The organism is Curtobacterium sp. MCLR17_045 (assembly GCF_003234405.1).
GTDB lineage: Bacteria > Actinomycetota > Actinomycetes > Actinomycetales > Microbacteriaceae > Curtobacterium > Curtobacterium flaccumfaciens.
The window spans coordinates 1-10,805 of sequence record NZ_QKTB01000049.1 but is presented as its reverse complement, the minus strand read 5'-3'; the positions used below and the strand labels follow the sequence as shown (position 1 = coordinate 10,805).

Sequence of the window (10,805 nt, the reverse complement as noted above, 5' to 3'; positions counted from 1 at the left end):
CCCGCCGACCGGTCACGACTCACCGCCCGCCTCACCCCGCGCGGTCACGTCCCGTCGGCCGAACCCCGGCCAACCGACGCCCTGCGACCACTCGACGCCCCACAGACGGTACGTCCTGACCACCCACGGACCGCCGAAGTCGCACCAACTGCCGCTCGCAGCCCCGCCGCACGACAGTTCGTGCGACCTCGGTGAAGCGCACCCGGCGCGTCGTGCGACCGAGACGATCTGGCGCACCCGCCAACTGCCGCGCGAGCCGCGCGCGAAGAGCCCTAGGACGCCTCGGCGTCGGCGCGCAACCGCATCCGCTGCCCGTCGATGTCGACGAGCTGCCGCTGGATCTCGGCGCGGCGCTCGGCCTGCTCGTGCGGGTCGGCGCGCTGCAGCTGCCCGAGCAACGAGGCCTTGCGGGCGAGCAGGTCGCGCTCGACGAGGGCCACGACGATGCTCCGGCAGTAGGCCGCCAGGTCCTCCGCGTTGCGCGCGGGGATGGGTGCGAGGGCGAGTTCGTGCGTCAGGGTGCGGAGGGGCGCCGGCACGTCGGCGAGCAGCCGGTCGAGCCAGTCCCCCGCGCCGATGACGTCGACGTTGGCGACCACGGCGTCCCGCACCGCGGCGAGCATCGGCGTCGAGAACGTGGCCGACGCGGCGAGCCCGAGCATCGGTGCGCCGACGGACGTGGGCTGCTGCACCATCGCCATCACGGCGTCGCGCTCCATGCGGCTGATCGGGTCGTTCGGCAGCGAGCGGATGCCGGCGACGGGCTCGTCGGGGGTGTCGGCCCCGTCGGTGCCGTTCCCGTTGCGGCCGTCGCGCCCGGCGCCTGCGGACCGGTCGTCCTGCCCGGCGGAGCCCGCACGGCGTCGGGCGGTCTCGACCGACCGACGGACCTCGGGGATCTCCATCCCCAGCCAGCCGGCGAGTTCGCGCACGTAGCCCTGCGTCAGTGAGCGGTCGCGGATACCGGCGAGCACGGGCGCAGCAGCGCGCAGGGCACCGACGCGCCCCTCGACGGTCTCGAGGTCGTGGCCGTCCAGGGTGCGGCGGATCATGAACTCGAACATCGGGCGCTTGTTCGTGACCAGGCGGCGGATGGCGTCGTCACCGCGGGCGAGCCGGAGGTCGCACGGGTCGAGCCCGCCGGGCGCCACGGCGACGTAGGTCTGCGCCGCGAACCGTTGTTCTTCCGCGAAGGCACGCGAGGCTGCGCGCTGCCCGGCCTCGTCGGGGTCGAACGTGAACACGACCTCGCCGTTGGCGTTCGGGTCGGCGCCGGCCAGGTCACCGAGCATCGGGCGCAGCACCTTGATGTGGTCGACACCGAACGACGTACCGCAGGTGGCGACCGCGGTCGTGACGCCCGCGACGTGACACGCCATCACGTCGGTGTAGCCCTCGACGATGACGACCTGCTTCTGCTTCGAGATGTCGCGGCGGGCCAGGTCGAGCCCGTAGAGCACCTGGCTCTTGTGGTAGATCGGGGTCTCGGGCGTGTTGAGGTACTTGGGACCCTTGTCGTCCTCGAGCAGGCGGCGCGCCCCGAACCCGATGGTCGCTCCGGTGACGTCGCGGATCGGCCACATCAGCCGCCCGCGGAACCGGTCGTACGGCGAGCGGTCACCCTGGCTGACGAGGCCGGCGGACACGAGTTCCTCCATCGTGAAGCCGCGCCCGCGCAGGTGGTCCTTGAGCATGTCGTAGGACTTCGGGGCGAACCCGACGCCGAAGTGCTGCGCGGCCGAGGGGTCGAACCCGCGCTCCCCCAGGAACCGGCGGGCGGGGTCGGCGGCGGCCGTGGTGAGCTGCGCGGTGAAGTACTCGAGCGCGGCTTCGTTCGCGGCGATCAGCCGAGCACGGGTGTTGTAGTCGGTGCGCGGCCCGTCGCCCTCTTCGTAGTGCAGGGTGAAGCCGATCTTCGCGGCCATGCGCTCGACGGCCTCGGCGAAGGTGGTGTGGTCCTGCGCCATGATGAAGCTGAAGACGTCGCCGTCCTCGCCGCAGCCGAAGCAGTGGTAGCGGCCGACCTGGGGCCGGACGTGGAACGACGGGGAGCGCTCGTCGTGGAAGGGGCACAGGCCCTTCATCGACCCGACGCCCGCGTGCTTCAACGTGACGTAGTCGCCCACGACGTCGGCGATGTTGACACGCGAGCGGACCTCGTCGATGTCGTTCCGCGCGATCCTGCCAGCCACCCCTCGATCCTAGTTCGTGGGACCGACGTCGGCGGACCGGTCAGACGGCGATGTGGACCGGGTCACGGTCACCCACCACCAGACGTCGGTGCCAGGCGAGTGCGCCCTGGTCGGTCAGGCTCGCGACCTGGTCGACGACGGCGCGCAGTCGGCCGGCGTCGTCGTCCGCAGCGTGCCAGTCGGCGGCGAAGCCCGGCTCGAGGTCGGACGCACCGGTCGCCGCCAGCGCGTCGAGCAGTTCGGTGAGCACGCGGCGCTGGTCCTCGTACACGGGCTGACGGTCGCCCTGGGTCATCACGAAGGCCGCGACGATGCCCTTGAGCACCGCGATCTCGCCGATGATCTCGGGCGGGGTGACGACCGACGCGGCGAACCGCACGAGCGATCCCGAGGCGTAGGACTCGCGGGTGGCCGTCGTTGCGGTGCGCGCGAAGCGGCCGATCAGCTGCGACGTCAGGTTCTTGAGGCGTGCGGCGTCCCGGCGGGAGCCGTCGTACGCGGTCATCCAGAGCGGCAGCGCGCGCAGGCGGTCGAAGGCCTCGAGCAGCTCGTCGCGGCTCAGGTCGTCGCCGACCCACGCGTGCATGGCGGTCACGATGTCGTTCTCACCGACGCGGTCGCCCAGGGCCGCGACGTCGATGAACCCGGCGACGACGGCGTCCTCGAAGTCGTGCACCGAGTACGCGATGTCGTCGGCGAGGTCCATCACCTGCGCCTCGATGCACCGCTGGCGACGCGGGGCGCCGGCACGGAGCCACTCGAAGGCGTCGTGGTCGTCGTCGTAGAAGCCGAACTTGGTGCGCCCGGACGACGACTCCGACACCCCCTGCGCAGCGGGCCACGGGTACTTGCAGCTGGCGTCCAACGACGCACGGGTCAGGTTGAGCCCGAACGGACGGTCGACGTCGGCGCCGGGCCGGACGCCGTAGACCTTCGGCTCGAGCCGCGTCAGCAACCGGAGCGTCTGCGCGTTGCCCTCGAAGCCACCGATGCCGGTCGCCCAGGCGTTCACCGCGGTCTCGCCGTTGTGCCCGAACGGCGGGTGCCCGATGTCGTGCGCCAGGCACGCCGTGTCGACCACGTCGGGGTCGAGTCCGAGCGAGTCGGCGAGCTCGCGGCCGACCTGCGCGACCTCGAGCGAGTGCGTCAGCCGGTTGCGGGCGAAGTCGAGCCCCGCTGTCGGGCTGAGCACCTGGGTCTTGGCGGCCAGGCGCCGGAGCGCACTGGAGTGCAGCAGTCGGGCGCGGTCACGGGCGAAGTCCGAGCGGCGGTTGCCGTGCTCTTCGGGGAGCCAGCGCTCCGCGTCCGCCGGGCCGTACGAGGCGGTGGCGCTCATCCGCCGCTGTGGTGCAGCTCGGCGGCGGCCAGGACCTTGCGGAACTCGGAGTCGACGTCGCGGCTCTCGAGCCAGCGGTCGGGCAGGGCGGTGCGCTTCGGGTGTCCGGCACGACCGCGCGGCCCCTCGGCGTCGGCACCCGGGTAGGGCGCGTCGTGGTCGAGCTGGCCGAGGAAGTCGTCGATCTCCTGCAGGCTCGACGCCATCGCCAGGCCGGCCCGGACGTCGCTGCCGATCGGGTACCCCTTGAAGTACCAGGCCACGTGCTTGCGGATGTCACGGCAGGCGTGCTCCTCGTCGCCGAAGAACTCGACGAGCAGCTCGGCGTGCCGACGGAACCCGTCGGCGACCTCGCCCAGGGATGGCATGTACCGCAGCCCCTCGCCGCGGAACGCCGCGGCCAGGTCGCCGAACAGCCACGGGCGGCCGAGGCAGCCACGCCCGACGACCACGCCGTCGGCGCCGGTCTCGTCGATCATCCGGAGCGCGTCGGCGGCCGACCAGATGTCGCCGTTGCCGAGGATCGGGATGTCGGTGACGGTCTCCTTCAGGGTGGCGATCGCGGACCAGTCGGCGTGCCCGGAGTAGTGCTCGTTCGCGGTGCGGGCGTGCAGCGAGACCGCGGCGACACCGGCGTCGCGCGCGATGCGGGCGGCGTCGAGGTAGGTCAGGTGGTCCTCGTCGATGCCCTTGCGCATCTTCACCGTGACGGGGACGTCGCCCGCGGCGCGCACGGTCTTGGTGACGAGTTCGCGGAACAGGTCGAGTTTCCAGGGCAGGGCCGCGCCGCCGCCCTTGCGGGTGACCTTGGGCACCGGGCACCCGAAGTTCAGGTCGATGTGGTCGGCACGGTCCTCGCCCACCAGGATCGACGCCGCCTCGGCCACGGTGTTCGGCTCGACGCCGTACAGCTGGATCGACCGCGGGGTCTCGGACTCGTGGTGCTGGATGAGCTGCATCGACACGGGGGTCCGTTCGACCAGCGCACGCGAGGTGATCATCTCGCACACGTAGAGCCCGGCGCCGTACTCGCGGCACAGCCGGCGGTAGGCCATGTTCGTGATCCCGGCCATCGGCGCGAGCACGACCGGCACGTCGACCTCGATCGGGCCGATGCGCAGGGGGCCGCCGACTCGCGAGGCGGGTGCTTGTGTGATCGTCATACCTGTCCCATCTTCCCACGTCGGTGCGCGCCGGTAGCGTTCTCCACATGACGACCGACGCCAGCACCCGGTTCGACGCCGACGCCCAGGCCCGCGGCCTGCCGGTCGAAGTGGTCGAGCGCCCCGCCGCGGACTCCCTGCACGAGGCCGCCGAACTGCTCGGCATCGAGCCCGGCGACATCGTCAAGACCCTGGTGGTGAAGCGCCACGACGGCGGGTTCCTGCTCGCCCTGGTGCCCGGCGGCCGCAGCATCGCCTGGAAGAAGCTCCGCACGGTCGTCGGCGTGAACAAGCTCTCGATGCCCGACGCCGCCACCGCGCTCGGGGCGTCCGGCTACGAGCGCGGCACCATCACGCCGATCGGCGCCACGGGCGACCTGCCGGTGTACGCCGACGAGCGCATCGTCGGACGCCGCGTCGCCCTGGGTGCGGGCCGGCACGGGGCGAGCGCCTTCGTCGACGCCGACGCGCTCGTCGCCGCCTACGGCGCGACCGTCGCCGACATCACCGACGAGGAACCGCAGCGCGACTGACGCAGCCGTCAGTCCGGCACCTCGGACCAGTCGCCCTCGGCCCCGGCGAACGAGCCGGCGTCGATCAGGCAGGCGTCGCCCTCGCAGACCGGCGCACCGCCGGGCGTGACGAGCGTCAGCAACGCGGGACGGGCCTCCAGGCCGGGAACGCCGGGAACGCCGGAAGCGGCGGAGAGGCCGCGCACGCCCGGCAGTCCCGTGAGCGCGTCCGGCACGGACGGTACCGACGTCACGGCCTGGAGGCGCACCGCGACCTGGTCACTGATGGTCATGTCCGTCATCGGGTCACCGCCACGTCGGCGCTCGCGTCGTCCGCGGCGCGCTCGGCCGCCGAGGCGACCTCCTCCGGCGTGGTCTCGCGGAGCGCGACCACCTGGCGGAGCACCTGCTCGAACGCCGTGGGGTCCTGGGCGCCGGAGACGCCGTACTTGCCGTCGATCACGAAGAACGGCACGCCGTTGATCCCGTACGCCTGTGCCTGTGCCTGGTCGGCGCGGACCGCAGCGAGCTGGGCGTCGTCGCGCAGGGTGCTGAGGACCTCGTCGCGGTCGAGACCGATCTCCGCCGCCAGGTCGGCGAGCGAGGACTCCTGTCCGACGTGCTCGCCGCGCTCGAAGTAGGCGGTGAACAGACGCTCGACCATCTCGAGCTGCTTGCCGTGCTGCTTGGCGAGGTGGATGACCTGGTGGGCCTTCACGGTGTTGGTGTGGTGCATCGCCTCGAAGTCGTACTCGAGGCCGACGCCCGCGGCGATGGCGGTGACCTGGTCGAGCATCTGCTGCGCCTGGTCGACGGGCATGCCCTTGTGGCCGGAGAGGAACTCGGCCTCGGTCCCCTCGAAGTCGACGGGGGTGTCCGGGCTCAGCTCGAAGGAGTGGTACTCGACCTCGACGGGGCGGCCTTCGCTCGAGGCGCCGAACGCGGCGACGCCGGCCTCGAACTTGCGCTTGCCGATGTAGCACCAGGGGCAGGCGATGTCCGACCAGACATCGACCTTCACGGAGTCGTTCATGCTGACCCCAACGCGCTCGTGCGGCGCGCATTCCCGTGGCACGCAGCGAAACACCGGTGTTCGCAGGTCGAACACCCGATTACGGGTGTGCAACGCACGAACACCGGTGTCTTGCGGAGCCGCCGGAACCCCTACGCGCCGAGCAACCGCTGCGCCAGGTACCCCTGCAGCTGGTCGAGCGAGACGCGCTCCTGGCCCATGGTGTCGCGCTCGCGCACCGTGACGGCCTTGTCCTCGAGCGTGTCGAAGTCGACCGTGATGCAGAACGGCGTGCCGATCTCGTCGTGGCGACGGTAGCGACGGCCGATGGCACCGGCGTCGTCGAAGTCCACGTTCCAGTTCTTGCGCAGGTCGTCGGCCAGGCCGCGGGCGACGGGCGAGAGCTGCTCGTTGCGCGACAGCGGCAGGACGGCGGCCTTCACCGGGGCCAGGCGCGGGTCGAGGCGCAGGACGGTGCGCTTGTCGACGCCGCCCTTCGCGTTCGGCGCCTCGTCCTCGTGGTACGAGTCGAGCAGGAACGCCATGAGTGCACGGGTCAGCCCGAACGACGGCTCGATGACGTACGGCACGTACTTCTCGTTGGCGGCCTGGTCGAAGAACCGGAGGTCCTGGCCGGACGCCTCGATGTGGTTGTTGAGGTCGAAGTCGGTGCGGTTCGCGACGCCCATCAGCTCGCCCCACTCCGAGCCGGTGAAGCCGAAGCGGTACTCGATGTCGGCGGTGGCGTCGGAGTAGTGCGCCCGCTCGCCGTCCGGGACGTCGAATCGACGCAGGTTCTCCGGGTCGATTCCGAGGTCGGTGTAGAACGCCACCGAGTCGGCGATCCACTGCTCGTAGTGCTCCTGGGCCGAGGCCGGCGGCACGAAGTACTCGATCTCCATCTGCTCGAACTCGCGCGTGCGGAAGATGAAGTTGCCGGGCGTGATCTCGTTGCGGAACGCCTTGCCGACCTGCCCGATGCCGAAGGGGGGCTTCATGCGGCTCGTCGTGACGACCTGCGCGAAGTCGACGAAGATGCCCTGGGCGGTCTCGGGGCGCAGGAAGTTCAGGCCCTCTTCGGACTCGACCGGGCCGAGGTAGGTCTTGAGCATCCCGGAGAACTCGCGGGGCTCGGTCCACTCACCGCGGGTGCCGCAGTTCGGGCAGGCGATCTCGGCCATGCGGCCTTCGGGGTCGCGGCCCTTCTTGGCGACGAACGCCTCGATCAGGTGGTCCTCGCGGAACCGGTGGTGGCAGTGCAGGCACTCCACCAGCGGGTCGGTGAAGGTCGCGACGTGGCCGGAGGCCTCCCACACCTTGCGGGGCAGGATCACCGCGGAGTCGAGGCCGACCATGTCCCCGCGGCCCCGGACGAACCGCTGCCACCACTGGCGCTTGATGTTCTCCTTGAGCTCCACACCGAGGGGCCCGTAGTCCCATGCGGAGCGGGAGCCTCCGTAGATCTCACCCGACTGGAAGACGAAGCCGCGGCGCTTGGCCAGGGCGATGACGCTGTCGAGACGGGAGGGCTGTGCCAAAGGGTGCTCCAGAGGTCGCCGAGCTGGGTGCTCGGTGCGGAAACGGTCCGGGCAAGACTACCGGCGATCCTGGCCCGGGAGGCCCGCCCCGGATCCGCCCTCCACGCTCACCTCGCCGACGTGGTCGGCCCCACCCCGCCCAGTGCGGCCACGACGTCGGTCACGTCGGACTCGTCGTTCCACAGGTGGAACGCGATGCGCAGTCGCCCGGCACGCCCCGAGGCGGTGACGCCTGCGGCGGTGAGGGCCCGGAGGGCCGCCCCGTCGGCGTCCGCGAACGTCACGATCGCCTGCCCGTCGCCCTGCCGGGGCGACCCAAGGGCGTCGCACAGCCGATCCGCGAGACCGGTGGCGTGCCTCCAGACCGCCTGCTGGTCGAGCGCGACCGCGTGCTCGAGCGCGGCCACGGCACCGGGCCACGCCTGCCAGGCCGGCGAGACGTCGAAGCGCCGCGCGTCGTCGGCCAGGTGCATGGCGGGGCCGTAGCAGGAGGACCACACGTCCGCTCCCGCGTACCAGCCGGCCTGCACCGGGCGGAGCCGGCCGAGGGCGGTGTCGGAGAGCGTCATGAACGCGACGCCGCGCGGCGCGCAGAGCCACTTGTAGGTGTGCGTGAGCGTCACGTCGAACGGGGCGGCGTCGACGGGCAGGACGCCGGCGGCCTGCGTGAGGTCGCAGAGGGTCAGGGCGCCGACGCGTCGGGCGGCGGCCACGACCGGGTCGGGATCGGTGACCACGCCGGTGGCGGACTGCACCGCGGACCACGCGACGAGGGCGGTGTCGGGCCCGACCGAGGCGGCGAGCCGGTCCAGCGGGACGCTCCGGACCCGGACGCCGCGGTGTGCCTGGGCGAGGAACGGGAAGACGACCGAGCTGAAGTCGCCGTCGGGGACGACCACCTCGGCGCCGGCCGGCAGCGCGTCGGCGACGACCGCGGCCATCACCGAGGTCTGCGAGCCCGTCGCGACGCGCTCCGCCGGGACGCCGACCAGCGCGGCGAAGAGCGCACGTCCCTGCTCGACCAGCGCGCCGTACCGGGCGGGCGACGTCTCGGCCCGCGACCACGCGTCGAGGTCGGCGCGCTGGGCGGCGAGGGTGCCGCGGGTCGGCAGGCCCGCGGTGCACGCCGCCAGGTAGCCGCGGCCGGCGGGGAAGGAGTCCATGCGGACAGCGTCCCGGTTCCCGACCCATCACACCAGAGCCGGTTCGTTGTGCCACCGATAACATCGGATGATGGACGAGATCGATCCCCAGTTGCTCCGGGTCCTCCGCGCCGTGGCCGACGGCGGGTCGATCACCCGCGCTGCCGCCGCACTCGGGTCGAGCCAGCCGGCCGTCAGCCAGCTGCTGGCCCGGGCCGAGCAGCGTCTCGGCCACGCGCTGGTGCTGCGGGGCGGACGGGGCGCGACCCTCACGCACGCGGGGCAGGTGCTCGCCGACCACGCCCTGCACGTCCAGGCCGCGCTGACCGCGGCGCGCGAGGACCTCGACGCCGTCGGCGGACTCAGCCGTGGCCGGGTGCGACTCGCCGGGTTCCCGAGCGCGTCCTCCGCCCTGGTGCCCGCCGTGCTCGCCCGGCTCGCCGCGACGGCGCCCGGCGTGACGACCTCGTACGTCGAGGTCGAGCCGCCCGAGGCACTCGACCTGCTGCGCGGCGGAGAGGTCGACGTCGCCCTCACCTTCACCTACGTCGGCGACGAGGTCGGGACCACCCCGGACCCGGGCCTCGTCACCCGGGCGCTCGGTCGCGACCCGCTCGCGCTGGTGACACCGGTCGAGCCGGGAGGCACGGAGCGACTCCGCACCGCCGGCTCCACCGTCGTGGACCTCGCGTCCCACCACGACGCCCGGTGGATCGGGGGCTGCCCGCGGTGCCGAGGGCACCTGCTCGCCTCGTGCGCGAGCGCCGGGTTCACGCCGGACATCGTGCTCGAGACGGACAACGCGGCCGCGGTGGTGGGACTCGTCGCCGCCGGGCTCGGGGTGGCGCTGCTCCCCCGGCTGGCACTCGCGACGACGGTCATCCCCGCCGGTGTCGCGATCGACCCCGTGGACGACGAGCTGGCCCGGCGTGTCGAGGTGGTCGTCGCCCGTGGTGCCGATCGTGTACCGAGCGTCCGTGCGGCGCTCGACGCGGTGCGCTCCGCGGCCCACCTGCTCGAGGGGCCGCTGCCGGGCTGAGGGGCCAGGCTCGGGGGCTTGGGCTCGGGCTCGGGCTCGGGCTCGGGCTCGGGCTAGGCCGTCGGGGTGTCGACCGCGCCGCCGTAGCGTCGGTCGCGGCTGGCGTACTCCTCGATCGCACCCCACAGGTCGGTGCGACGGAAGTCCGGCCAGAGCCGGTCGAGGAACACCATCTCGGCGTAGGCGGACTGCCACAGCAGGAAGTTGCTCGTGCGCTGCTCCCCCGAGCTCCGGAGGAACAGGTCGACGTCGGGCATCTCGGGCACGTACAGCCGCTTCGCCAGGGCCTTCTCGGTGACCTGGCTCGGCTTCAGGCGCCCGGCTGCGACGTCCTCGGCCATGCCCCGCACGGCGTCGACGATCTCGTTCCGGCCGCCGTAGTTCACGCACATCGTCAGCGTCAGGACGTCGTTGCCCGCCGTCATCCGCTCGGCGGTCTCGAGCTCGTCGATGACGCTCCGCCACAGCCGCGGACGCCGGCCGGCCCACCGCACCTTGACGCCCCACTGGTGCAGCTGGTCACGGCGACGGCGGATGACGTCGCGGTTGAAGCCCATCAGGAACCGGACCTCTTCCGGTGAGCGCTTCCAGTTCTCGGTCGAGAACGCGTACGCCGACACGTGCCCGACGCCGATCTGGATCGCCCCGGCGACGACGTCGAGCAGTGAGGCCTCGCCCGCCTTGTGCCCCTCGATCCGGGTCAGGCCGCGGCCGTTCGCCCACCGGCCGTTGCCGTCCATGACGATGGCCACGTGCTCCGGCACGAACCGGGCCGGGATCGCCGGGGGCGTCTCGCCGGTCCAGTCGATCGGGCGGAACGGTTCGACGTCGTCGGGGCGGCGGGGGCTCATGCGGTGGGGGCTCCTTCGAC

Annotated in this window: 10 protein-coding genes; 2 read left to right on the top strand and 8 right to left on the bottom strand. The window is 72.4% G+C overall.

Going from position 1 to position 10,805, the window contains the following annotated elements:
* Positions 1 to 272 precede the first annotated feature (272 nt).
* Genes dnaG through dusB form a run of 3 tightly spaced genes read right to left on the bottom strand, consistent with a single transcriptional unit; the run spans position 273 to position 4,691 of the window.
* Positions 273 to 2,192 (bottom strand): DNA primase, encoded by a 1,920-nt coding sequence (gene dnaG, locus DEJ05_RS17555; protein ID WP_111089454.1) that lies wholly within the window; start codon positions 2,190 to 2,192, stop codon positions 273 to 275.
* A gap of 40 nt (positions 2,193 to 2,232) precedes the next feature.
* Positions 2,233 to 3,528, bottom strand: coding sequence for a deoxyguanosinetriphosphate triphosphohydrolase (locus DEJ05_RS17550; RefSeq protein WP_110864660.1), 1,296 nt, complete (start codon positions 3,526 to 3,528; stop codon positions 2,233 to 2,235).
* A complete protein-coding gene (gene dusB, locus DEJ05_RS17545; RefSeq protein ID WP_110860455.1) occupies positions 3,525 to 4,691 on the bottom strand; it encodes a tRNA dihydrouridine synthase DusB in 1,167 nt (388 codons plus the stop codon). The genes DEJ05_RS17550 and dusB overlap by 4 nt, the downstream gene beginning before the upstream one ends.
* Before the next feature lie 47 nt (positions 4,692 to 4,738).
* On the opposite strand from dusB, the gene DEJ05_RS17540 reads away from it, so the two are divergent.
* Entirely contained in the window at positions 4,739 to 5,224 is a 486-nt protein-coding gene (locus tag DEJ05_RS17540; RefSeq protein WP_111111286.1) for an aminoacyl-tRNA deacylase, read from the top strand.
* A gap of 8 nt (positions 5,225 to 5,232) precedes the next feature.
* Here the strand turns inward: DEJ05_RS17540 and DEJ05_RS17535 are convergent, their stop codons facing one another.
* The 4 genes from DEJ05_RS17535 to DEJ05_RS17520 all read right to left on the bottom strand — a co-directional run bounded on the left by DEJ05_RS17535 (position 5,233) and on the right by DEJ05_RS17520 (position 8,916).
* Positions 5,233 to 5,496: a hypothetical protein gene (locus DEJ05_RS17535; protein ID WP_146245139.1), complete on the bottom strand. Its 264-nt coding sequence runs from the start codon at positions 5,494 to 5,496 to the stop codon at positions 5,233 to 5,235.
* A 5-nt stretch (positions 5,497 to 5,501) separates the two neighbouring features.
* The gene (locus DEJ05_RS17530) at positions 5,502 to 6,236 is read right to left on the bottom strand and encodes a DsbA family protein (protein WP_111023153.1); all 735 of its coding nucleotides are present in this window, start codon (positions 6,234 to 6,236) and stop codon (positions 5,502 to 5,504) included.
* A gap of 131 nt (positions 6,237 to 6,367) precedes the next feature.
* Positions 6,368 to 7,753: a glycine--tRNA ligase gene (locus tag DEJ05_RS17525; RefSeq protein WP_110864656.1), complete on the bottom strand. Its 1,386-nt coding sequence runs from the start codon at positions 7,751 to 7,753 to the stop codon at positions 6,368 to 6,370.
* Positions 7,754 to 7,860: 107 nt separating this feature from the next.
* A complete protein-coding gene (locus tag DEJ05_RS17520; RefSeq protein ID WP_111111282.1) occupies positions 7,861 to 8,916 on the bottom strand; it encodes an aminotransferase class V-fold PLP-dependent enzyme in 1,056 nt (351 codons plus the stop codon).
* Positions 8,917 to 8,986: 70 nt separating this feature from the next.
* On the opposite strand from DEJ05_RS17520, the gene DEJ05_RS17515 reads away from it, so the two are divergent.
* Positions 8,987 to 9,934, top strand: coding sequence for a LysR family transcriptional regulator (locus tag DEJ05_RS17515; RefSeq protein WP_258376186.1), 948 nt, complete (start codon positions 8,987 to 8,989; stop codon positions 9,932 to 9,934).
* 53 nt (positions 9,935 to 9,987) lie between these two features.
* On the opposite strand, the gene DEJ05_RS17510 is transcribed toward DEJ05_RS17515, so the two are convergent.
* Positions 9,988 to 10,785 carry an isoprenyl transferase gene (locus DEJ05_RS17510; protein ID WP_071251399.1) on the bottom strand — a complete coding sequence of 266 codons (798 nt, stop codon included), beginning with the start codon at positions 10,783 to 10,785 and terminating at the stop codon, positions 9,988 to 9,990.
* Between the last annotated feature and the right edge of the window lie 20 nt (positions 10,786 to 10,805).

What these genes read in the sequence shown, in the direction of transcription:
- DEJ05_RS17520 (WP_111111282.1), bottom strand. Translation starts at nt 8,916, where the DNA reads ATGGACTCCTTCCCCGCCGGCCGCGGCTACCTGGCGGCGTGCACCGCG.
- DEJ05_RS17530 (WP_111023153.1), bottom strand. Translation starts at nt 6,236, where the DNA reads ATGAACGACTCCGTGAAGGTCGATGTCTGGTCGGACATCGCCTGCCCC.
- DEJ05_RS17510 (WP_071251399.1), bottom strand. Translation starts at nt 10,785, where the DNA reads ATGAGCCCCCGCCGCCCCGACGACGTCGAACCGTTCCGCCCGATCGAC.
- DEJ05_RS17540 (WP_111111286.1), top strand. Translation starts at nt 4,739, where the DNA reads ATGACGACCGACGCCAGCACCCGGTTCGACGCCGACGCCCAGGCCCGC.
- DEJ05_RS17550 (WP_110864660.1), bottom strand. Translation starts at nt 3,528, where the DNA reads ATGAGCGCCACCGCCTCGTACGGCCCGGCGGACGCGGAGCGCTGGCTC.
- DEJ05_RS17515 (WP_258376186.1), top strand. Translation starts at nt 8,987, where the DNA reads ATGGACGAGATCGATCCCCAGTTGCTCCGGGTCCTCCGCGCCGTGGCC.
- DEJ05_RS17535 (WP_146245139.1), bottom strand. Translation starts at nt 5,496, where the DNA reads ATGACCATCAGTGACCAGGTCGCGGTGCGCCTCCAGGCCGTGACGTCG.
- dusB (WP_110860455.1), bottom strand. Translation starts at nt 4,691, where the DNA reads ATGACGATCACACAAGCACCCGCCTCGCGAGTCGGCGGCCCCCTGCGC.